The organism is Rhizobium leguminosarum bv. viciae (genome assembly GCF_012276115.1).
Lineage (GTDB): Bacteria > Pseudomonadota > Alphaproteobacteria > Rhizobiales > Rhizobiaceae > Rhizobium > Rhizobium leguminosarum_T.
On sequence record NZ_WIEU01000036.1, the window covers coordinates 19,054 to 40,206 of the forward strand.

Here is a 21,153-nt window from a genome sequence, read left to right on the forward strand (position 1 = left end):
AAGGGGATATGCCGCGACCTCTCGGTTCCCCACGGCTCTCAGGGCCCGTCCCTCGCCCCGCGAGCGGGGAGAGGGTTAGTTGGGGGGCAGATGTTTTTCGATACGGCGGATGGCAGCCAGCATGAAACATTTCGATGTGTAAGCCGTTATCGCGCTTATGGCCGACGCTAAACTCAATCCGACATCGGTCGACGGCACCGAACCGCACGGTGCCGAAAAGACGCGCCAGGAGAAGGCATCGACTGTCGAGGTCGGGCCGCCGCCAGATATCATTGAACCCGATCCGGAGTTGACGCCTGAGGAGGCCGAGCACGCGCGCAAGCGGTATTTGCTCAAGCGCTTCTGGATCAGCGCGCGCCGTTTCTGGGGCAGTAGTGGTGACAAGTTCGCCTGGCCGTTGTCGATCGGGCTGCTTGCCATGATCTGCATGAATGTCGGCTTCCAGTATGGGATCAATCGCTGGAATCGCGCGATTTTTGACGCCATAGAGCGGCACGATGCCGGCACCGTCTATTACCTCAGCGGCGTGTTCGTGCCGCTCGTGCTCGGAACCGTCGCCCTTGTCACCACACAGGTCGCCGTTCGCATGATGATCCAGCGGCGCTGGCGTTCCTGGCTGACGACCGCAGTCATCGCGCGCTGGCTGGCAAACGGCCGATACTACCAGCTGAACCTTATCGGCGGCGACCACAAGAACCCCGAGGCGCGCATCTCGGAGGATTTGAGGATCGCCACCGAAGCCCCTGTCGATTTCATCGCCGGTGTCATCGCGGCGTTCCTGTCGGCCTCGACCTTCATCGTGGTGCTGTGGACGATCGGCGGAGCCCTGACGCTGCCGATCGGCGGGTGGACCGTCACCATTCCCGGCTTTCTCGTCGTGACCGCGGTCCTCTACGCGGTGATCACCTCGAGCGTGATCGCCGTGATCGGCCGCCATTTCGTGCAGGTCTCCGAGGTCAAGAACCAGGTCGAGGCCGAATTTCGCTACACGCTGACGCATGTGCGGGAAAACGGCGAGAGCATCGCGCTTCTCGGCGGCGAGGAGGAGGAGCGCAACGACCTCGACAAGACCTTCGGCAATGTGTTGAAGCAATGGGCGCTGCTTGCCCGCCAGCACATGCGCACGACGTTTGTGTCGCATGGCTCGATGCTGATTGCCCCTGTCGTGCCGCTCCTGCTTTGCGCGCCCAAATTTCTCGAAGGCAGCATGACGCTGGGCGAGGTCATGCAGGCAGCCTCAGCCTTCGCCATCGTCCAGACCGCCTTCGGCTGGCTGGTCGACAACTATCCGCGTCTTGCCGACTGGAACGCCTGCGCGCGGCGCGTCGCCTCGTTGATGATGTCGCTCGACGGGCTTGAACGTGCCGAACAGAGCGACTCGCTCGGACGCATCAAGCATGGCGAAACCGAAGGCGAGGCGATGCTCAGCCTCAACGATCTCGCCGTGTCGCTTGACGATGGCACCGCCGTGGTCAAGGAAACCCGGGTCGAGATCGAACCCGGCGAGCGGGTGCTTGTGTCAGGTGAATCCGGGTCCGGCAAGAGCACGCTGGTGCGGGCCATCTCCGGCCTTTGGCCGTGGGGTGGCGGCAGCGTCGATTTCCACGCCGACAGACAATTGTTCATGTTGCCGCAACGACCTTATATCCCGTCCGGCACACTTCGCCGGGCCGTCGCCTATCCCGGCGCCGCAGATAGCTGGCCGCTGGACGAGATCAAGTCGGCGCTCGACAAGGTGGGACTGGATTATCTGAACGACAGGATCGAGGAAGAGGCGCCCTGGGACCAGACCTTGTCGGGCGGCGAAAAGCAGCGGCTGGCCTTTGCGCGTCTCCTGCTGCATCAACCCGATATCATCGTGCTGGATGAAGCAACGTCGGCACTGGACGAGAAGAGCCAGGACAAGATGATGCAGATGGTGATCGATGAATTGCCTGATGTCACCATCATCAGCGTCGCGCATCGCGCTGAGCTGGAAGTCTTCCATAGCCGCAAGATCACGCTGGAGCGCCGCCGGGGCGGCGCAAAGCTTGTCAGCGATATCGATCTCATCCCGCGCAAGAGAAAAGGGAACTTGCTGTCACGCGTTTTGGAGAAGCGCCGCTCCCCGCCAAAAGGCAGTGCGACCTCGAATGAAGGCGGCACAGTCCCCGAATAGAAATTGAAGGCCGCTCGCGGGTGAGCAACAGTTGCCTATTGCTCATTCTGGGGCAGGTTGTCGGTGATGTCGTAATAGTCGCCTTTGTCAGCGACAAAGATATGCATTCTCAGTTTGGTTTCGGTCGGGCCATCAAATGCACCCATCGCGACAGCAATCCAGTCGTGATGGGGTGGATCCCAAAACAGCGATGATCCACACACCCCGCAAAATCCACGCCTCACCTTTTCTGAGGATTGATACCAGGTAACACTTTCTCCTCCCTGAATGGTGATCTGACGCTTTGGCACGTCGGTTGAAGCGAAGAAGTGGCCGGAGTGTTTTCGACATTTGGAGCAATGGCACGCATCCGGCGCTCGCAGATCGCCTTCGATCTCAAAAGTTACTGCACCACACAGACAGGATCCTTTATGCATAAGCGTTCCTCTCTCTAAAGCTGCGCCGAGGATTCCGTGCTCGCAATCTGATCCAGATTTTCGATCAGCCGCTTGAGCAGATCGACAAGTTGCTCCGCTTCCGCATCCGTGAAGCCGGTCAATGCCTCTTTATTCCCTTCGAACAAAGCCGCAATCGCCTCCGGCATGCTGTGCTGTGCGGTTTTCGTCAGCACGATGCGGCTGCTGCGACCGTCAGCCGGGTCGGGTGTCCGCTCGATTAGGCCATCCCTCTCCATGCGAGCGAGCATCTGCGCCATCGGCGGCTGCTCGACCCTGGCAAAGCGGGCGAGGTCGCGTTGCGTGCTGGCCTTGCCATTTTGCAGCGCGACCAGGACAGGCAACTGGCCGACACCGAAGCCGAGCGGTTTGAGGCGTGACTCGCTGAGGCGGGCAAAGCCCCGCGCCGCAAGACTGATGAGATGCCCCGGCGTAGAAAGCACATCTTCGTCCAATTCCGATCACCTCTTGCCTGCGCTTGACCGCGAGATATATATGTACATATGTATATTGATGTGCAGCATGAGGCAAGGCCGTTTCGATGCCGCCAGCGAATGTTTCAATCTCCATAGAGGAAACGACATGTCTCAAAACGACGTCGAAATGATCAAGCGCATCTATGCCAGCTTCAACGCCAGAGACATCGACGCTGTCCTTGCCGTTCTTTCCGATGATGTCGCCTGGGCCAACGGCATGGATGGCGGCCACGTTCATGGCCGTGAGGCCGTGCGCGACTATTGGACACGCCAATGGGCCGTCATCAATCCGCACGTCGAGCCGGTCGCATTTGACGAAACCGAAGATGGCGCCGTCGCTGTCGAGGTGATCCAGTCGGTCTTTGACCTCGATGGCCGGCCGCTGGAGGGGCAAAGCCATGGCCTGAAGGACAAGACGGTGACGCATATCTTCCGGATGGAAGGCGACAAGATCGCCCGCTTCGATATCCGGGATGCGCTGTAAACTGGTACTCCCTATGCGGGGATGACCGCTCCCGTTGCGACGCGCCATTGTCAGGCCTGCCTTTCGGCCGTCGGGCCGCCTGGCTCGTGCGTTCGATTCTCGCTTAGCCGACGCTATCGGTTCAGAGCCTGCGCGCTTCCAGACGCCGCTTGTCGCGCTCGACATAGTCGGAGCCCAGTTCCGTCAGACGGAATTGCCGTTTCTGAAATTCCCCGCGGATCAAGATGAAGCCTTGCTCTTCGGCTTCGCTCAATGTCTTCAGGCTGGTGCCTTTAGGGGGAGACTGCCAAGCCATGCCATCGGCGCTGTGCAGCAAGACCATGATCTTTATAATGTTGTTTCTCCATGGCCGATGCATACAGCCGGGCTGCATCGCTTCAGCAATCCGCTTGTTCCGCATTCTTGATTTGGCACCATCCGGGATAAGCCCATTGATTTAAAAGGATTATTTTGGGCTAATCCGGAGTTTCGCAAAAGCTATTGTATAAAAGCTCCAATAGTCTTGGTCAATTCAATCACTCCGTCCGAACAGGTTTGGTCATGCCTGGCGATTGGCCCGATGGCGCTTATTCCATTGAATCCCGACATCAGCGGCGCATTCCCGCCCGAGGCCGATCTTCCGCTATCGGCACGAAGGGCGGCACTCCTCAGGCGCTGCGTCTCGCAACATGATCCCGTATTGCCACTGCACTTTCCGCTGGCGACATGAAAGTCACATCCAACGTCAGTGCGTGTTGGTGCGGGATATCAAGAACCAGCGCCTGTTGGCTTCGGCTCCTCGACGTCTCGACATCGGTCGTTTTCAAATGGTCGCGCCGTGCGGGGGACGAAACGCGACGCGCCAATTCTTCTTCGGTACAAAGCAATCTCACCGGAACGAAGACCGCGGCGCGCTGTCCGGCAGCGTCAAAGAATTGTTGGTACGTCCGCGTGCTCCGCTCATCGCCTTCGACACCGGCATGGGTGAAGATGAAATTCGCCGACGGGCCGCTATAGGCGGTGATTGCATCCAGGACGGCCTGCCGGACCCTGCCGGTGTGCTCCCATATGCCCTTCGGCAGCGGCGCGGTCTGATCCTCGTCGAGGAGGCGCAAGATCGGGTTGTTGAACCAGTGATTATCGACGATCTTTGCGGATATAAGCGAACCGAGTTCTCTCGCGATCGTCAGCTTCCCGACGCCTGGAAACCCCAAGAGCAAGACGAAAACGCTCATCGTTCGACAACTCTCCCAACACAACCCACTGGTGTGAAAGCGCAGCATTTCTGCGCTTCCACAAGCTGAACCGCTTAATGCGAGGCCGCCTCGCTGGCCACAGTCGCCCCCTCGCGCTTCTGGCTAGGCCCGACCGGGATCAGCCAGGTGGTGAAGAAGGTCAGCACCGCGACGACGACCACGCCCCAGAAGCTCCAGTGCAGGGCCGCATTGAAGATTGAGCGGATCGCCGGATCGGCGGCGAGCGCCGAAAGCCCGGTCGGCTGGTTCAGCGCCTCGTGCAGACCTGCCGCCGCCTCGCCGCTCGCATAGTGGTTGATGCCGGCATTGAGGATGGCGCCGAGCACGGTGGCGCCGAGCGTATTGCCGAGGCTGCGGGAAAAGATGATCGAGGCCGTGGCGCTGCCGCGCATCGACCATTCGACGCTGTCCTGCACCAGCACGATGCTGGTGAGGCTGATGAGACCCATGCCGAAGCCCATGAAGAAGGAACCGGCGCCGGCGATGACCGGCGAACTTTCCGGGGTCAGGAACAACAGGAAACAGGCGCCGAACGGAAACATCAGGCTGCCGACGCGCAAGGTGCGGCGGATGCCGAAGGCCTTGTAGAAGCGGCTGGAGAGCATCACCGCCAAGGGCCAGCCGACGACGAGCATCGTGAGCGTGAACCCCGCGACAAGAGGCGAGCGGCCAAGCACGCCCTGCACATAGAGCGGCAGGATTGTCGAAAGCCCGATCAGCGCCATGCCGGCCAGCAGCGTCGCCGTATTGCTGGTCGCAATCAGCCTTCGGCTCCACAGCGGGATCGAGATGATCGGCTCCGGCGCCCGCTTCTCCTGGGCGAGAAAGAGCAGGCCCGAGACCACGAAGACGGCGAAAAGCGAAAGCAGGATCCAGGCGCTCGCATCGGTTTCCGTCAGCATGACGAGAAGTGCGACGATCGAGATCGAAAACAGCACCGATCCGAGGTAATCGATCTTTGCCTGCTTGTGCGCCACGTCCTCCTTGAGGAAGACTATGAAGGCGATGATCGAGATGACGCCGATCGGCAGGTTGATCCAGAAGATCCAGGCCCAGGAGATATTGTCGACGATGATGCCGCCGGCAAGCGGCCCGACGACGGCCGAGGTCGCCCAGACGGTCGCCATCGCGCCCTGCACGCGGCCGCGCTCCTCTAGCTTGAAGAGATCGCCGATGATCGTCATCGTCACCGGCTGTATGGCGCCGGCGCCCAGCCCCTGCAGCAGCCGGAACAGCACCAGCGACATCATCGACCAGGCAAGCCCGCAGAGCAGCGAGCCGACAAGGAAGATCAGGATCCCGCCGATCAGCACCGGCTTGCGCCCGAAAATGTCGGAAAGCTTGCCGTAGATGACTGTGGTCGTCGACTGCGCCAAGAGGAAGGCCGAAAACACCCAGCTGTAATAGGAAAAGCCGCCGAGCTCCCCGACGATGCGCGGCATCGCGGTCGCCACGATCGTCGCCTCGATCGCCACCATGAAGGTCGCGAGCATGATGGTGGCGACGATAAGCACGCGGTTCGAGCGTTGCGCTGCATTCGACATGACGATCCTCTTCGGGTGCTCCGCAGATGCCGGAAATATCGGCAGGCTGGCTGGGTGTGGGGCGATGCGCCGCTTGCGGAGTGATGCCGTCCTTTTACGACCTCAGGGCTGAACGGTAAAGCAGGCCGCGACCGGTTTCTGAAGCCAGCCATTGTTTTCGCGTGATGTCGGCGAAGTGGCGGCCAAAAGCGAAGGCCCGGCGCCATTCCGCTCCGGGCCCTCGTTTTGTCAGAAGGAAAGGCGAGCAATCGCCTCATCTTCACTGCGGGCATGCCTCGCCCAGTGAGCCGGTATCCGCGCTTCCGCTGGTGCAACCCGGCGTCTGCTGCAGGTTGGGATTGACTCCGCCGGGATTGATCGTACTGCGACCGCTGTTGAGATTGACACCGCCATTGCCCGTCGTGCTGCCGGTGGTGCCGGAATCAGTTCCAACAGAACCGGTTCCCGCCGCACCGCCGCCGACAGAACCAGTGCCAGCTGACCCGGCCGCGGCAGAACCGGCGCCCGAACTCCCTGACCCGCCAATGATCGGCGCCACCGAAAGCCGCCCATTGGAATCCGCACCCCCGGCGGTCTGCGCCAGCGCCGGGCCGGCCAAGCCGATAGAAAGCAGCGATATCGCCATGAACTTGCAGGACATGATTTTCTCCATGCTTGTTGTCTCACGGGAGGAAACCGGCACGGGGGTGGCATTGTTCCTGTCGGGGTTGCGGTTTTCACGGTCGTTTGATGGGAACAAATGGAAGGCAAGTCCGTTTCGAAGAGCATTTTCAATTGATCGCCAACTCATCAAACACTGGAACAGAGCAGGAGCGTGCATTTATTCGACGAGGGTGCCAGCGCTGCTGCGCAAACATTGTTTTCCGCGATGTGCATCGCTACTTTTGTAACTTACGGTTCTCTTGACCTATCGACACCGCGCGTTGCAGAGGCCGGAAAAAGGAACGTGTTTAGTTTTTGAGTGCTGCTACCGTTGTTTCGGATCGAAGCAATAGGGGGTTAAAGTTGCAGCTTCCTGAGCGGAATGGTCAGATCGCTTTTCATCACGAAAATAAACTTATGCTGTTGCACCAAATTCTAACCTTTTTCGTTATCCTTTAGCTATGCCAGTTGCTGCAAAACGCGAACGTCCAGTTTACAATCCGACCATTCTCAGATGGGCGCGGGAACGCCGCGGCCTTGATGTAGAGCACGTGGCTGAAAAGCTTCACCAGACCGCTGCGCGAGTGCAGGCTTGGGAAAATGCCTCAGAGGTCCCGACCGTCAATCAAGCGCGAGCGCTCGCCGACCTTTATGAGCGATCGTTCATGGAGTTTTTTCTCGACGAGCCGCCGACCATTAAAGAATCTACCATGGTGCCCGATTTTCGCTCGCACCGCCGCGAAACGATTCAGCGAGAGGTTGTTGCTCTCAAAGACATTCAGTACTGGGCGCAGGCACAACGAGAAAATGCGCTGGATCTTTTCGAGGAAGCTGGCGATGCGATCCCTTCTTTTCCAGGGACTCTATTTTGCACCCCTGCCACAAATCCGGAGGACGCAGCGCGGCAATCACGCGAGGCGATGGATTTCACGATTGAATCGCAGCTGGCACTCAAATCGTCTGAGCTAAACCGGTTCCCAACCATTCTGCGCAACCGGATCGAGCGGCTTGGGGTTCTTACGCTTAAGAACACGTCCCTGCGCGAAGTTGGCGCCCGCGGCATGTGCATTGCCGAATTCCCGATACCAGTCATCGTTTTTGGCAATGAGGCGCCTAGTGCTCAAGCCTTTACACTTGCGCACGAGCTTGGACACCTCGCGCTTCATCAAAGTGGTATCATCTCTCCGCTCACGGCCTCGACTACGGTTATTGAGGCGTGGTGCGACAAGTTTGCCGCTGCGTTCCTGATGCCCCGTGCCGCAGTTGTTGGTCGTGCAGGTGTCATACCGCCGCAGCCAGCGCCTTATATGCCCGACGTGAAGGTTAACGAGCTTGCTGCCGTATTTCGGGTTAGCCCACATGCGATGCTTATCCGCCTCGTTCACCTCGGCTATGTTCTGCCGGCATACTACTGGAGCGTGAAGAAGCCGCAATTTGAGCAGCAGGAAGCTGAGTACAAAAGCTTTGGCCGATCGGAATATTACGGCACACGTTTTCGAAACGCTCTTGGCGACCTATACACCGGCCTAGTGATGGAAGCCTGGTCGAACGGCCGCATTACAAACCACAATGCTGCTCAGTATATGGGAATAAAAAACCTGCAGCACCTGAACGATATCCGGGATCACTTCGGTTGATGGTGAAGCGATACTGCTTTGACACTTCTGGCATTTCAAATCCTCTGGAAACAATGCCAGAGGACATCCATAAGTCGCTTTGGGCTCACTTTTCGGCGTTCGTCCTCGACAATTACATAGCCGTGACTCAAGAGATCTTCGATGAAATGTGCCATGTGACCGGAGATATCGGGGGTCTGATCAATCAGTGCAAAAGCACCATGGTTTTGGAGTTGGGACAACCTGATTGGGATTGGCAAGGCTACATTTTGCATTCCAAGCGGATGCTGACGGACCATAGGACCTGCATTTCTGAATATACGGGCGGTTCAGCGAAAACGATCTGCCTGAACGACATGACGATCATTGCGCTCGCCAAGACGCTTGGTCTTCCCGTTGTGAGCATGGAGAACCCGGTCAAAGAAACTGGCCAGACATCCAAGCGAAAGATCCCGAATATTTGCCTAGCCGAAGGCGTTGAGCATCTGACCTTCAGTGATTTTCTTCGGCGTGAGAAGCTAAGCTTCTAAAACCTTTGCCGGCCTGTTCGGTTGATAAAGGTCATAGCGGTGCCGTGATCCCATGGCGCGACCGTAACAGAAGAACCTATATCTAGTGGATCAGAAAAATGGTGCCGCTTGCAGGACTCGAACCTGCGACCCCATCATTACGAATGATGTGCTCTACCACCTGAGCTAAAGCGGCCCCTCACGGCCGAAGCATGCGGCCTGCGATTTGCATGGCGCTGATACAGCCATTGTCTGAAGATTTCAAGCACCCTGTCATGGCTTTGGCAAAAAAGAGGGGAGGGGCCAAGAAGGCGCGCCTCAGAGCGTCAGCCGGGCACGCGCCGCCTGGTATTCGGCCTCCAGCCTATCGACGAGATTTGCCACCGGCTCGACGGCCTTGACGGCGCTGATGCCCTGGCCGCTGCCCCATATGTCCTTCCAGGCCTTGGCGCCGCCGACGGCCTGCTCGAAATCCATCTTCGAGACATCGGCTGCGGGCAGATTGTCCGGGTCCATGCCGGCAGCCACGATCGAGGGCTTGAGGTAGTTGCCGTGCACGCCGGTGAAATAGTTGGAATAGACGATATCGCTGGCGGCACCTTCGACGATCGCCTGCTTGTAGGCGTCCGCGGCGCGGGCTTCTTGCGTTGCGATGAAGGGCGAGCCGATATAGGCCATGTCGGCGCCCATCGCTTCTGCGGCGAGGATGGCGCCGCCGGTGGCGATGGCGCCGGCCAGCAGCAGCGGCCCGTCGAACCATTCGCGGATTTCCTGGACGAGCGCAAAAGGCGACAGCGTTCCGGCATGGCCGCCGGCGCCGGCAGCGACCGCGATCAGCCCGTCGGCGCCCTTGCGGATCGCCGAATGGGCGTGGCGGTTGTTAATAATGTCGTGCAGCACGATGCCGCCATAGGAATGCACGGCGGCATTGACCTCGGGCACGGCGCCGAGCGAGGAGATGACGATCGGCACCTTGTATTTGACGCAGAGCGAGAGGTCATGCTCCAGCCGCTTGTTCGACATGTGGACGATCTGGTTGACGGCGAAGGGCGCGGCCGGCCGCTCCGGATGGGCGGCGTCGTGGCGGGCAAGCTCCTCGGTAATCTCGGCCAGCCATTCGTCGAGCTGACTTTCCGGCCGGGCGTTCAGCGCCGGAAAGGCGCCGACGATGCCCGCCTTGCATTGCGCCAGCGTCAGCGTCGGATGCGAGATGATGAAGAGCGGCGAGCCGATGACCGGCAGTCTCAATCTATCCCTCAGGATCGGGGGCAGGGCCATGGTCATCACCTCCATTGACGTTTACGAAAACGTCAATCTCATAACAGAGAAGAAAAGGCGATAAAAGACCGGCTGCCATGCCTTCGTCGATTTCGGCCCGAATATATACGTCCGAGAAAGCTCATGTAATAAGGCCCGCAAGCGGTGAAAGCTGCCGATATCCCCGCCGATCGACCGCGGCCGGCCCTCGCAAGACTTGCGGTTTGCCGCACTTGCCGTTACCGAATTTTGATGGAGAACGGCAGGGGATTGCAGTCCGATGCCGAGTTCAAGGTGAAGGACTGGATGTGAGCGGATTAGAAACGGCCATCAGAACAGCGCTCGAAAATTCCGATCGCGACAATCCGGAGGTTCGAGCGAGGATCTATCAGTCGGCCCGCCAGGCGCTGGAAGCCGGTCTGCGCAAGCAGGATATCACCGACACCGAGGTCGTCGCCCATCACCGCCATCGCCTCGAAAGCACCATCCACGCCATCGAAGGCGAGGAGCGCGACCGTCTTCACCCCCGCCAGAGACCGCCGGAAGTGCCCGTGCCGCCGGTCGTGGAAATGCCTGCGCCGCCGGTTCCGCGCGGTGATGTGGCCGATATCGACAGCCTTATCGACAATCCCGTGCCTGTGGGCGAAACCCGCACCCCCGGGGTGGCCTTCAGCCGCGGCGACGAGTCCAGCCTCCACGACGTGCATGCCGGCAATGCCGATCATCTGGCTGCCGCTCCCGTCGGCGAGGAACGCCTTGCCCGCGGTCAGCGCGCCACCAATATGGATTTCCGCCCGGAGCGGGCGGCAGGCCGCCGCAAGCCGCGCAAATTCTTTTCGCGGCTGCTCGTCTGGTGCGTGCTGCTGGCCTTCATCGGCATCGGCGCCTGGTGGGCGCATACGTCGGGCCTGCTGATGACGGCGGCCGAGCGCGACACCAGCGTTGCCAATCCGCCGGCAAGCACCCAGCCCGAGGATTTTACCGGCAATGACGACAGCGCCGCAAATGCGGACTCTCACACCGATCAGCCGGTGACGATCGATCCGCAGAACAGTTTCTCGGCCGATTGGATCCCGCTGTTCAAGCCTGAGGACGCCGACAAAATCACCAGCGGCCCGCGGGCGCGCATCGAAAAAATCGCCGAGAATGACGGTCCGGCCATCCGGTTGATTTCCGAAAGCGGTGCGGCCGATGGCAATATATCGATCAGCGTGCCGCCGTCGGTGCTGCAGCAGCTGGCCGGCAAATCCTCGACGATCGCGCTGACGCTGCAATCCACCACCGACGAGCCGACGCAGATCACCGTCGAATGCAATTTCCAGACGCTCGGCAATTGCGCTCGCCATCGCTTCACCGTCACCCGGGAAAAGTCGGATGCGCTGCTGCAGGTGAAGTTCGACCGCTCGCTCGCGCCGAATTCGCCGGGCACGCTGACGATCAACAGCGATCTCGACGGCAAGGCGCGCGGCATCAACCTCTTCGCCATCCGTATCCTGCCGGGGCAGTAAGGCCGGTCCCGGCGGAGCCGGTGACCCCCGGCTTCGATTTGAGGAAGCCAGCCTGTTTCCGAAGCCCTATTTCAAAAAGCCGGGCCCTGAGCCGATGATCTCCGCGTCGACCGTGCCGAGCGCTTGTCTGTCCTTGCCGTCATAATCCATCTTGTTCAGCATATGGCGGATGAGTTCGAGGCGCGCGCGCCGCTTGTCATTGCCATGGATCACCGTCCAGGGCGCGAAATCCGTATGGGTTTCCTTCAGCATCCGGTTGCGCTTGTCGCTGTAATCGCCCCATTTCGTCAGCGCCGCGATGTCCATCGACGACAGTTTCCAGACTTTCAGCGGATCGTGCCGGCGGTCGTGGAAGCGTTTCAGTTGCATCTCGCGGCCGATATCGAGATAGAATTTGAAGAAGAAGATGCCCTCATGGGCGATGATCTTTTCGAGCTGCGGCGCCTGCTTGAGGAAATCCTCATATTGCTGCGGCGTGCAGAAGCCCATGACCGGCTCGACGCCGGCGCGGTTGTACCAGGAGCGGTCGAACAGCACGAATTCGCCTGATGTCGGAAACTGCGCGACATAACGCTGGAAATACCATTGCCCCTGCTCGCGCTCGGTCGGCTTGGTCAGCGCCACGACGCGCGCAAGGCGTGGGTTCATATGCGCCGAGGAGGCCGAGATCGCGCCGCCCTTGCCGGCAGCGTCGCGCCCTTCGAACAGCGCCATCACCCGCTTGCCGGTCGCCTGCAGCCAGAACTGCACCTTCACGAGTTCGATCTGCAGCTTTTCCAGCTGCGCCAGATAGTCCTCTTCCTTGAGCTTCTTCTTGTAGGGAAAATCGCCGGATGCCAGCGCATATTCGTCCACCCATACCGGCAGGACCGGATCGTCGACGTCGAAGATGCGCTTCTTTCCGTGGATCTCCAGCTCCACGGCCCTGCTTTCGACGGTCTCGCCCATATGGTCCTCCTCAGCCTGATTGTTCTCTTCCGCAGGCGAACATAGTTACCGTTGAAAATCAAATCTTTCACGGGCGGCCGATCATTTTCGTGGGTTTCGGCTGTGGCCTTTCGCTTGCGGTGCGGTAGCCCGAAAACTTCTGTCATGAATTGCCGCTATCAGGCAGAGTTCAATATAGAGAAAAACGAATCGACGCCGCGAGGGCACTTGCAAGACGAAACTCCGTGGAGAAAAAGCCTGTTGGCGCGCATAAGGCGCGAGCGGCCAGTGCTGCTTGCGGCGATCCTCAGCGCCCTCGCCGCGCTTGCCGCCGGCATGAATAAGTGGGTGGTGCTTGTCCTGCTGCTGGTCATGATCTTCACCGCGCTTTTCAACGAGGCGCCGATCATCAAGGCAGACCCCGCCCTGCCGGTGGAGATCGAGCCGGAGGCGCCGCCAAGCCGCCTGCCTGAAGTTTCGGCCACGCTTGCCGGCCTCGATATCCCCGTCATGGTGCTCTCGGACGATGCCTCGGTGCTCTTCCAGAACCGCGCTGCCGAAAAGGCCTTCGGCGAGGTGGCGCTCGGCGCCCATATATCGGCCCGTATGCGCTCGCCCGGCGTGCTCGACATGGTGCGCGAAACCATCGCCACCAACGCACCGAACCAGATCGAGCATTCCGAGCGGCTGCCGTCCGAGCGCGTCTATATCGTGCGCAGCGCGCCCATAGAATTCGCGGCCGGAGACGGGCCGCACGAGCGCTATTTCATCCTGTCCTTCCGCGATATTTCGGAGGTCCGCCGCATCGACCGCATGCGGTCGGATTTCGTCGCCAATGCCAGCCATGAGCTGCGCACGCCGCTTGCCTCGCTGCGCGGCTTCATCGAGACCATCCAGGGGCCGGCAAAGAACGATCTGAAGGCGCAGGCGCGTTTTCTCAACATCATGCTCGACCAGACGACGCGCATGAGCCGGCTGGTCGACGACCTGCTGTCGCTCTCGCGCCTGGAGCTGAAATCGCACATCGCGCCGGATGAGAAGATCGATCTGGTGCCGCTGCTCGGCCATGTCAGAGATGCGCTTGTACCGCTGGCCAGGGATGTCGGCGTCGACATCAACCTGCATCTGCCCGACGGCAAGGTCGAGGTGCTGGGCGACCGCGACGAACTTGTCCAGGTCTTCGAGAACCTGATGGAAAATGCCTGCAAATACGGCCAGGAGGGCGAGATCGTCGATGTCTGGCTGAAGAACGGCACCGGCCAGCCGGTCGAGGTCAGCATCGTCGACAGGGGCCCAGGCATCCCGGCCGAGCATGTGCCGCGCCTGACGGAGCGCTTCTATCGGGTCAGCATCGAGGACAGCCGCTCAAAAAAGGGCACCGGCCTCGGCCTTGCCATCGTCAAACACATCCTCACCCGCCACCGGGCGCGGCTGATCGTCAAGTCGGAAGTCGGCAAGGGCACCGATTTTACCGTCCGTTTCTAATGATATGTCGTAACACTTTTACGTTGCATAATTTTTCCGTTTCAAATCAAAGACTTATATTGTCACAAATGTTTCATCGATTTGACATAAAAGGACGAGGCTTCAAGAGCTAAGAGAGTCCCGCCGATGAAAAAAGGCAATGCGAGGGCCTCTCTAAGGCCGCACTCACACAAGCCCAATGCGGGAGATTTACATGAACACCTTCAAGCTCACCGTTGCCGCGCTCGCTGCAACTGCTGCTTTCGCTGGCGCTGCCGTCGCCCGCGACCAGATTCAGGTCGCTGGTTCGTCCACCGTCCTGCCTTACGCAAAGATCGTTGCCGAGTCCTTCGGCGAAACCTTCACCAACTTCAAGACGCCGGTCGTTGAATCCGGCGGCACGGGCGCTGGTCTGAAGGAATTCTGCAAGGGCGTTGGCGAAGACACGATCGACATTGCGAACGCCTCGCGTCCGATCAACAAGAACGAAGCCGAAGCCTGCAAGGCAGCCGGCGTAACCGACATCCAGGAAGTCAAGATCGGCTACGACGGCATCGTCTTCGCAACCGACGCTTCCAACCCTGATCTCGCTTACGTTCCTGCCGATATCTACAAGGCCCTCGCAGCCCAGGTCGTCGTTGACGGCAAGCTCGTCGCCAACCCCTACAAGAAGTGGTCGGAAGTCAACCCGAAGCTTCCGGCTGTTGATATCGCTGCCTACATTCCGGGCGAAAAGCACGGCACGCGCGAAGTCTTCGAACAGAACGTTCTCGCCGCCGGCTGCAAGGCCTCCGGCGCAACCGACGTCATCGCCAAGGAAATCGCCGAGAAGGCTGCCCAGGGCAAGGCCTGCGTCGCAGTCCGCAAGGACGGCGTTGCCGTTGACATCGACGGCGACTATCCGGAAACCCTCGCACGCATCGCCGCCAACAAGACCGGTGTCGGCGTATTCGGCCTTTCCTTCTATGAAAACAACGCCGACAAGCTCAAGGTTGCGACCATGAGCGGTATCGTTCCGTCCACCGAAACGATCTCCAACGGCACCTACCCGGTTTCCCGCCCGCTGTTCTTCTACGTCAAGAAGGCACATCTCGGCGCCGTTCCGGGCCTGAAGGAATACGTCAACTTCTTCGTATCCGACCAGATGATCGGCCCTGACGGCCCGCTCGTCGAATACGGCCTGGTTGCCGCTCCCGATGCTGAGCGCGAAGCGATCCGCAAGGACGTCGAAGCAGGCAAGTCCATGTAATGACTTTGCCGGCGCGGTGCCTTTTGGCCCGCGCCGGCATTGCTTATGCCCTGCGCGCCGGCGGTTCCGAAGCTGCAGGGTTGGAATTCCTTCTCCATGATTGGAAGCTGAAGGCAGGCTGATCAAGCTGTCAGGCTTTTTGGGGCTATGGGCCTGGGGACGTAACGAATGAGCACATCCATCATACTTTTGTGCCTTGTGGTGATCGGAGTCGCCGCCTATCTGGTCGCGCGCAACCGTGCCACGGCGCTTGCCGGAGGCAGATCCTCCGCATTGCATTCACGGCCGGCCTATTACGGCGCCTATGCGGCGATCTGGGCGGTTCTTCCCGCCCTCATCGTCCTTGGCCTCTGGCTCTCCATCAGCCCCGGCATCATCCAGTCCTCGGTTCGCGGTGCTTTCCCTGACGACATCAAGGCGCAAGTCTCGGTCGAGCAGGATCTTGGCTATTCGACGGTGGCGACGGTCGCCCGCGGCCTGACGATGCTGACCTCGGATGAAACTGCGGCGGTCGGCAACGATCCGGCTGCGCTGCAGGCCAAGCTCCTCGAAAAGGGTGTGCCGCTTGCCAGCCAGCCGCTGCCCTACATGATCGACGCCGCCAGGACGCTCAACGCATTGAGCATGACGAGCCGCATTGCCATGACGGCGGTCGTCTTCATCCTGGCCGTTGCCGGCGCCTTCTATGCGCTGCGCTCCATCGCTCCGCGCTTCCGCGCCCGCAACCGGGTCGAGCGCGTCATGCTCTGGGGCCTGCTGCTTGCCTCCTCGATCGCCATTCTGACGACGATCGGCATCGTGCTCTCCATGCTGTCGGAAGCCGCTCGCTTCTTTACGGCCGTTCCCGCCATGGACTTCTTCTTCGGCACCGTCTGGGATCCGCGCTTTGCCGGCGCCGGCAGCTCGTCCTTCGGTCAGTTCGGCCTGATCCCGCTGCTGCTCGGCACGATCTATATCGGCCTGGTCGCCATGCTGGTCGCCGTGCCGGTCGGCCTCTTTGCCGCCATCTACATGGCCGAATACGCCTCGATGAAGGTGCGCTCGATCGCCAAGCCGCTCCTCGAAGTGCTCGCCGGCATTCCGACGATCGTCTACGGCTTCTTCGCGCTCGTCACCGTCGGTCCGTTCCTGCGCGATTTCTCCGCTCAGGTCAGCGGCCTTCTGTCCGGCAACTACAGCAATTTCATTCAGGCGCAGAGCGTCCTGACGGCCGGTATCGTCATGGGCATCATGCTGATCCCCTACGTGTCCTCGCTGTCGGACGATATCATCACCGCCGTGCCGCGGTCACTGCGTGACGGTTCGCTCGGTCTTGGTGCCACACGCTCCGAAACCATCAAGAAGGTGGTCTTGCCCGCAGCCCTTCCCGGCATCGTCGGCGCATTGCTGATGACTGCCTCGCGCGCCGTTGGCGAAACCATGATCGTCGTGCTGGCCGCCGGTGTGGCCGCCCGCATCCAGATCAATCCCTTCGAGCCGATGACGACGGTGACGGTCAAGATCGTCAATCAGCTGACTGGCGACCTAGAGTTCACCTCGCCGCAGACGCTGGTTGCCTTTGCCCTTGGCATCACCCTGTTCTGCATCACGCTTTGCCTCAATATCTATGCGCTTTACATCGTGCGCAAATACCGGGAGCAGTACGAATGACGGATATTGTTTCTCCCACATCAGGCGCCACCGTTTCCAAGGCGCCAGCGCGCCGCGATATCGGCATCAAGCGCCGCTATGCCGCCGAGCGCCGGTTCCAGGCCTATGGCATCGCCGCCATCACCTTCGGTCTCGTCTTCCTCTTCATCCTGCTGTGGACGGTGATCGGCAAAGGCTACACCGCCTTCCAGCAGACGGCGATCACCCTGCCGATCGAATTCGTCGAGAAGACGATCGACCCCGACAATAAGCGTGCGACCGATCCCTCGGCGCTGATCGCCGCCAACTATCCGGTTCTCCTGCGTGACGCGATCGTCAAGCAGCTGAACATCAATGCCTCGAGCCGTCCCGACGTGCGCGATGCATCCGCCATGCTGTCGAAGAGCGCGCCGATCCAGCTGCGCGATATGGTGATGGCCGATCCGTCGATCATCGGCAAGACGGTCAATGTCACGGTTCTCGCCGACGCCAATGTCGACAGCGCCAACAAGGGCCAGATCGACCTCTCGGTCGATGAGAAGAACCGCAAGGTCAACGACAAGCAGATCGACTGGATAAACGAGCTGAAGGCGAGCGGCGCTCTCCACAAGCAGTTCAACACCGGCCTTTTCGTCAACGGCAATTCCAGCCGTCCGGAGGCCGCAGGCCTCGGCGTCGCCCTGATCGGCTCGCTCTACCTGATGCTGATCGTGCTCGTGCTCGCTCTGCCGATCGGCGTCGCCGCCTCAATCTATCTCGAGGAGTTCGCGCCGAAGAACAAGCTGACGGACCTGATCGAGGTCAATATCAACAACCTCGCCGCGGTCCCTTCGATCGTCTACGGTCTGCTCGGTCTTTCCGTCTTCATCAACTTCATCGGCCTGCCGCGCTCGGCCTCGCTGGTCGGCGGCCTGGTGCTGACGCTGATGACCCTGCCGACGATCATCATCGCGACGCGTGCGGCACTGCGCGCCGTGCCGCCGTCGATCCGCGCCGCAGCGCTCGGCCTTGGCGCTTCGAAGATGCAGATGGTGTTCCACCATGTGCTGCCGCTCGCCATGCCGGGCATCCTGACCGGCACGATCATCGGCCTGGCGCACGCGCTCGGCGAAACCGCGCCGCTGCTCCTGATCGGCATGGTCGCCTTCGTCGCCAACGCGCCGACGACACCGCTCGATCCCTCGACGGCTCTGCCCGTACAGGTCTATATGTGGGCCAACGAGGCCGAACGTGCCTTCGTTGAGCGTACTTCGGGTGCCATCATCGTCCTGCTCCTGTTCCTGATCGTCATGAACATGGGCGCCATCCTCTTGCGTCGTCGCTTCGAGCGCCGCTGGTAAACGGAGTTAAACATCATGAATATGCTGACGGAAGCTGCAGTTGAAAAGGCGCTGGATCAGAAGATGAACAACGTCCCTTATAAGATGATCGGAAAGGATGTCTCGGTTTACTACGGCGAGAAGCGCGCGCTTTTCGATGTGAACCTGAACGTCCGCGAAAACACCGTAACCGCCCTGATCGGCCCGTCCGGCTGCGGCAAGTCGACCTTCCTGCGGTGCCTCAACCGCATGAACGACACGATCGACGGCTGCCGCGTCACCGGCAAGATCACGCTTGATACCGACGATGTCTATGATCCCGATATCGACGTCGTCGAACTTCGCGCCCGCGTCGGCATGGTCTTCCAGAAGCCGAACCCGTTCCCGAAGACGATCTATGAAAACGTCTCCTACGGTCCGCGCATCCATGGCCTTGCCAAGTCGAAGGCCGATCTCGACCAGATCGTCGAGACCAGCCTGCAGCGCGCCGGCCTCTGGAACGAGGTCAAGGATCGCGTGCATGAATCCGGCACCGGCCTGTCGGGCGGTCAGCAGCAGCGCCTCTGCATTGCGCGTGCCGTCGCCGTCAGCCCTGAAGTCATCCTGATGGACGAGCCCTGCTCGGCGCTCGACCCGATCGCCACCGCCAAGGTCGAGGAACTGATCCACGAGCTGCGCGAGAACTACACGATCGTCATCGTCACCCACTCCATGCAGCAGGCCGCGCGTGTCTCGCAGCGCACCGCCATGTTCCACCTCGGCAATCTCGTCGAGGAGAACGACACCGACAAGATGTTCACCAATCCCGACGATCCGCGCACCCAGGACTACATCATGGGTCGCTTCGGTTGATTTTGGCGACACCAAGCCTTCCCGTTATTCGAGGATAAAGCCCCATGGCATCGACACATATTTTTTCTGCCTACGATGATGATCTCAAATTCCTGTCCAGGCGGATTTCCGAAATGGGCGGCCTGGCCGAGCAGATGGTCAGCGAAGCCGTCCGCGCCCTCGTCAACGGCGATACCGCGCTGGCGCAGAAGGTCATCTCGGACGATGTGATCCTCGATCACGCCGAACGCGAAATCGGCGACAAGGCGATCGTGACGATCGCCCGCCGTCAGCCGATGGCCTCGGATCTGCGTGAAATCATGGGTTCGATCCGCATCGCCGCCGATCTCGAACGCGTCGGCGACCTCGGCAAGAACACCGCCAAGCGCGTCATCGCCGTCCAAAGCACCGGCGTTCCCCGCAAGCTCGCCCGCGGCCTCGAGCATCTGTCCGAGCTGGCGCTCGTCCAGCTCAAGGAAGTGCTCGATGTCTACACCAATCGTTCAGCCGACAAGGCGAATGCGATCCGTGAACGCGACAACGAGATCGACGCGATGTACACCTCGCTGTTTCGCGAACTCCTGACCTATATGATGGAGGATCCGCGCAACATCACCAGCTGCACGCATCTTCTCTTCTGCGCCAAGAACATCGAGCGCATCGGCGACCATGCCACCAATATCGCCGAGACGATCTTTTACATGACGACAGGCGCACAGCCGGAAGGCGATCGTCCGAAGGATGACAGCGCCAACACCGTCGGCGCGGTCACGGAATAACCGCCCGCATAGTTAGTTGCGTGCGCGCCCGTCCGGGGCGCGCAAAGAGGTCGCAGCGAATTTCTGAATTTGCGCAGGATGAATTGCTTAAATCACCCCTGATTTAAGGATGATGCGCGAGGAGACCGACACGCATGATCCCGAGAGTTGCAGTTGTTGAAGACGAGGAAGCCCTCAGCGTGCTTCTTCGCTACAATCTCGAAGCGGAAGGCTTCGAGGTCGATACCATCCTTCGTGGCGACGAAGCCGAAATGAGGCTTCAGGAGCGCACGCCCGATCTTCTCATCCTCGATTGGATGCTGCCGGGTGTCTCCGGCATCGAGCTCTGCCGGCGCCTGCGCATGCGGCCGGAAACCGAACGCCTGCCGATCATCATGCTGACGGCGCGCGGTGAGGAGAGCGAGCGTGTCCGCGGATTATCGACGGGTGCCGACGATTATGTCGTCAAGCCCTTCTCGACCCCGGAACTCGTTGCCCGCGTCAAGGCGATGCTGCGCCGCGCCCGTCCCGAGGTGCTGTCGACGGTGCTGAAATGCGGCGATATCGAGCTCGACCGCGAAACCCATCGCGTCCATCGCAAGACCCGCGAAGTTCGCCTCGGCCCCACCGAATTCCGTTTGCTGGAATTCCTGATGTCGTCGCCGGGCCGGGTCTTCTCCCGCTCGCAGCTTCTGGACGGCGTCTGGGGCCACGATATCTATGTCGACGAGCGCACCGTCGACGTCCATGTCGGTCGTCTGCGCAAGGCGCTGAATTTCTCCAACATGCAAGACGTCATCCGCACCGTCCGCGGCGCCGGTTATTCGATGGAAGCCTGAGGGCTTCCGGCAAAAGTATGCAGCGGTTTTGCGCCCGGTTCGGGCCGGTTCATTGGGCAGGTGCCTGCAGAGTTGGCCCATATTCCGGCACGTGTCGCTGTATTTGCCGCGCAGGTTCCCTCACACTCCGTCATCCTCGGGCTTGACCCACTGCTGTCCGGTTTAAATTTTGTCACCATTGGAGGCTCATTTGGCCGAGATTTCCGGGGGGACTGTGGCTTGGTTTTAGCAGGCGGTCGATCCTTTTGCGGTGCATGAGGTTAGCGCGCACCAG

20 protein-coding genes and 1 tRNA gene are annotated in these 21,153 nt (G+C 60.3%); 12 read left to right on the forward strand and 9 right to left on the reverse strand.

Annotated elements, in window-relative coordinates:
• The first annotated feature begins 157 nt into the window (after positions 1 to 157).
• Positions 158 to 2,158 (forward strand): ABC transporter ATP-binding protein/permease, encoded by a 2,001-nt coding sequence (locus GFM02_RS33445; RefSeq protein WP_168324081.1) that lies wholly within the window; start codon positions 158 to 160, stop codon positions 2,156 to 2,158.
• Between the two features lie 35 nt (positions 2,159 to 2,193).
• Here GFM02_RS33445 and GFM02_RS33450 read toward each other — a convergent pair whose 3' ends face one another.
• Complete coding sequence (locus GFM02_RS33450; protein ID WP_131713910.1) at positions 2,194 to 2,574, reverse strand: GFA family protein; 381 nt, start codon at positions 2,572 to 2,574, stop codon at positions 2,194 to 2,196.
• Positions 2,575 to 2,588: 14 nt separating this feature from the next.
• Positions 2,589 to 3,047, reverse strand: coding sequence for a MarR family winged helix-turn-helix transcriptional regulator (locus GFM02_RS33455; protein ID WP_168324082.1), 459 nt, complete (start codon positions 3,045 to 3,047; stop codon positions 2,589 to 2,591).
• Positions 3,048 to 3,174: 127 nt separating this feature from the next.
• Here GFM02_RS33455 and GFM02_RS33460 point away from each other — a divergent pair, with 127 nt between their 5' ends.
• Positions 3,175 to 3,552, forward strand: coding sequence for a nuclear transport factor 2 family protein (locus tag GFM02_RS33460; protein WP_168324083.1), 378 nt, complete (start codon positions 3,175 to 3,177; stop codon positions 3,550 to 3,552).
• Positions 3,553 to 3,673: 121 nt separating this feature from the next.
• Here GFM02_RS33460 and GFM02_RS33465 read toward each other — a convergent pair whose 3' ends face one another.
• From GFM02_RS33465 to GFM02_RS33480, 4 genes are all read right to left on the reverse strand, one after another.
• Positions 3,674 to 3,925 carry a hypothetical protein gene (locus GFM02_RS33465; RefSeq protein ID WP_205930580.1) on the reverse strand — a complete coding sequence of 84 codons (252 nt, stop codon included), beginning with the start codon at positions 3,923 to 3,925 and terminating at the stop codon, positions 3,674 to 3,676.
• A 274-nt stretch (positions 3,926 to 4,199) separates the two neighbouring features.
• Positions 4,200 to 4,766 carry a phosphotransferase-like protein gene (locus tag GFM02_RS33470; RefSeq protein WP_168324095.1) on the reverse strand — a complete coding sequence of 189 codons (567 nt, stop codon included), beginning with the start codon at positions 4,764 to 4,766 and terminating at the stop codon, positions 4,200 to 4,202.
• Positions 4,767 to 4,840: 74 nt separating this feature from the next.
• Positions 4,841 to 6,331, reverse strand: coding sequence for an MDR family MFS transporter (locus GFM02_RS33475; RefSeq protein WP_168324084.1), 1,491 nt, complete (start codon positions 6,329 to 6,331; stop codon positions 4,841 to 4,843).
• 259 nt (positions 6,332 to 6,590) lie between these two features.
• A complete protein-coding gene (locus tag GFM02_RS33480; protein WP_168324085.1) occupies positions 6,591 to 6,971 on the reverse strand; it encodes a hypothetical protein in 381 nt (126 codons plus the stop codon).
• Between the two features lie 463 nt (positions 6,972 to 7,434).
• Here GFM02_RS33480 and GFM02_RS33485 point away from each other — a divergent pair, with 463 nt between their 5' ends.
• Positions 7,435 to 8,610, forward strand: coding sequence for an XRE family transcriptional regulator (locus tag GFM02_RS33485; protein ID WP_168324086.1), 1,176 nt, complete (start codon positions 7,435 to 7,437; stop codon positions 8,608 to 8,610).
• On the forward strand, positions 8,610 to 9,119 hold the full coding sequence (locus GFM02_RS33490; RefSeq protein WP_168324087.1) for a DUF4411 family protein: 510 nt from the start codon (positions 8,610 to 8,612) through the stop codon (positions 9,117 to 9,119). Before GFM02_RS33485 ends, GFM02_RS33490 begins: the two co-directional genes overlap by 1 nt.
• A gap of 99 nt (positions 9,120 to 9,218) precedes the next feature.
• Here the strand turns inward: GFM02_RS33490 and GFM02_RS33495 are convergent.
• Both GFM02_RS33495 and GFM02_RS33500 read right to left on the reverse strand, forming a co-directional pair.
• Positions 9,219 to 9,294 (reverse strand) — tRNA-Thr (locus GFM02_RS33495).
• A 122-nt stretch (positions 9,295 to 9,416) separates the two neighbouring features.
• Entirely contained in the window at positions 9,417 to 10,376 is a 960-nt protein-coding gene (locus tag GFM02_RS33500; RefSeq protein WP_168324088.1) for an NAD(P)H-dependent flavin oxidoreductase, read from the reverse strand.
• Positions 10,377 to 10,663: 287 nt separating this feature from the next.
• Here GFM02_RS33500 and GFM02_RS33505 point away from each other — a divergent pair, with 287 nt between their 5' ends.
• On the forward strand, positions 10,664 to 11,863 hold the full coding sequence (locus GFM02_RS33505) for a regulator (RefSeq protein WP_168272456.1): 1,200 nt from the start codon (positions 10,664 to 10,666) through the stop codon (positions 11,861 to 11,863).
• A 66-nt stretch (positions 11,864 to 11,929) separates the two neighbouring features.
• Here GFM02_RS33505 and ppk2 read toward each other — a convergent pair whose 3' ends face one another.
• Entirely contained in the window at positions 11,930 to 12,811 is an 882-nt protein-coding gene (gene ppk2, locus GFM02_RS33510; RefSeq protein WP_168305750.1) for a polyphosphate kinase 2, read from the reverse strand.
• A gap of 240 nt (positions 12,812 to 13,051) precedes the next feature.
• On the opposite strand from ppk2, the gene phoR reads away from it, so the two are divergent.
• The 7 genes from phoR to phoB all read left to right on the forward strand — a co-directional run bounded on the left by phoR (position 13,052) and on the right by phoB (position 20,879).
• On the forward strand, positions 13,052 to 14,275 hold the full coding sequence (phoR, locus tag GFM02_RS33515) for a phosphate regulon sensor histidine kinase PhoR (protein WP_168324089.1): 1,224 nt from the start codon (positions 13,052 to 13,054) through the stop codon (positions 14,273 to 14,275).
• A 193-nt stretch (positions 14,276 to 14,468) separates the two neighbouring features.
• On the forward strand, positions 14,469 to 15,503 hold the full coding sequence (locus tag GFM02_RS33520; RefSeq protein ID WP_027666260.1) for a substrate-binding domain-containing protein: 1,035 nt from the start codon (positions 14,469 to 14,471) through the stop codon (positions 15,501 to 15,503).
• 168 nt (positions 15,504 to 15,671) lie between these two features.
• Positions 15,672 to 17,153, forward strand: a complete 1,482-nt coding sequence (pstC, locus tag GFM02_RS33525; RefSeq protein ID WP_168324090.1) for a phosphate ABC transporter permease subunit PstC — start codon at positions 15,672 to 15,674, stop codon at positions 17,151 to 17,153.
• Positions 17,150 to 18,472 carry a phosphate ABC transporter permease PstA gene (pstA, locus tag GFM02_RS33530; RefSeq protein WP_168324091.1) on the forward strand — a complete coding sequence of 441 codons (1,323 nt, stop codon included), beginning with the start codon at positions 17,150 to 17,152 and terminating at the stop codon, positions 18,470 to 18,472. The genes pstC and pstA overlap by 4 nt, the downstream gene beginning before the upstream one ends.
• A gap of 15 nt (positions 18,473 to 18,487) precedes the next feature.
• Positions 18,488 to 19,303: a phosphate ABC transporter ATP-binding protein PstB gene (gene pstB, locus GFM02_RS33535; protein ID WP_168324092.1), complete on the forward strand. Its 816-nt coding sequence runs from the start codon at positions 18,488 to 18,490 to the stop codon at positions 19,301 to 19,303.
• Between the two features lie 44 nt (positions 19,304 to 19,347).
• Positions 19,348 to 20,061, forward strand: coding sequence for a phosphate signaling complex protein PhoU (gene phoU, locus GFM02_RS33540; protein WP_003556199.1), 714 nt, complete (start codon positions 19,348 to 19,350; stop codon positions 20,059 to 20,061).
• A gap of 134 nt (positions 20,062 to 20,195) precedes the next feature.
• Positions 20,196 to 20,879 (forward strand): phosphate regulon transcriptional regulator PhoB, encoded by a 684-nt coding sequence (gene phoB / locus GFM02_RS33545; protein ID WP_003545181.1) that lies wholly within the window; start codon positions 20,196 to 20,198, stop codon positions 20,877 to 20,879.
• Positions 20,880 to 21,153: the final 274 nt, after the last annotated feature.

Bases quoted from the DNA above. Each gene is read 5' to 3' on its own strand.
- GFM02_RS33445 (WP_168324081.1), top strand. From the start codon at position 158: ATGGCCGACGCTAAACTCAATCCGACATCGGTCGACGGCACCGAACCG.
- GFM02_RS33450 (WP_131713910.1), bottom strand. From the start codon at position 2,574: ATGCATAAAGGATCCTGTCTGTGTGGTGCAGTAACTTTTGAGATCGAA.
- GFM02_RS33460 (WP_168324083.1), top strand. From the start codon at position 3,175: ATGTCTCAAAACGACGTCGAAATGATCAAGCGCATCTATGCCAGCTTC.
- GFM02_RS33465 (WP_205930580.1), bottom strand. From the start codon at position 3,925: ATGCAGCCCGGCTGTATGCATCGGCCATGGAGAAACAACATTATAAAG.
- GFM02_RS33470 (WP_168324095.1), bottom strand. From the start codon at position 4,766: ATGAGCGTTTTCGTCTTGCTCTTGGGGTTTCCAGGCGTCGGGAAGCTG.
- GFM02_RS33475 (WP_168324084.1), bottom strand. From the start codon at position 6,331: ATGTCGAATGCAGCGCAACGCTCGAACCGCGTGCTTATCGTCGCCACC.
- GFM02_RS33480 (WP_168324085.1), bottom strand. From the start codon at position 6,971: ATGTCCTGCAAGTTCATGGCGATATCGCTGCTTTCTATCGGCTTGGCC.
- GFM02_RS33485 (WP_168324086.1), top strand. From the start codon at position 7,435: ATGCCAGTTGCTGCAAAACGCGAACGTCCAGTTTACAATCCGACCATT.
- GFM02_RS33490 (WP_168324087.1), top strand. From the start codon at position 8,610: ATGGTGAAGCGATACTGCTTTGACACTTCTGGCATTTCAAATCCTCTG.
- GFM02_RS33500 (WP_168324088.1), bottom strand. From the start codon at position 10,376: ATGGCCCTGCCCCCGATCCTGAGGGATAGATTGAGACTGCCGGTCATC.
- ppk2 (WP_168305750.1), bottom strand. From the start codon at position 12,811: ATGGGCGAGACCGTCGAAAGCAGGGCCGTGGAGCTGGAGATCCACGGA.
- GFM02_RS33520 (WP_027666260.1), top strand. From the start codon at position 14,469: ATGAACACCTTCAAGCTCACCGTTGCCGCGCTCGCTGCAACTGCTGCT.
- pstC (WP_168324090.1), top strand. From the start codon at position 15,672: ATGAGCACATCCATCATACTTTTGTGCCTTGTGGTGATCGGAGTCGCC.
- pstA (WP_168324091.1), top strand. From the start codon at position 17,150: ATGACGGATATTGTTTCTCCCACATCAGGCGCCACCGTTTCCAAGGCG.
- pstB (WP_168324092.1), top strand. From the start codon at position 18,488: ATGAATATGCTGACGGAAGCTGCAGTTGAAAAGGCGCTGGATCAGAAG.
- phoU (WP_003556199.1), top strand. From the start codon at position 19,348: ATGGCATCGACACATATTTTTTCTGCCTACGATGATGATCTCAAATTC.
- phoB (WP_003545181.1), top strand. From the start codon at position 20,196: ATGATCCCGAGAGTTGCAGTTGTTGAAGACGAGGAAGCCCTCAGCGTG.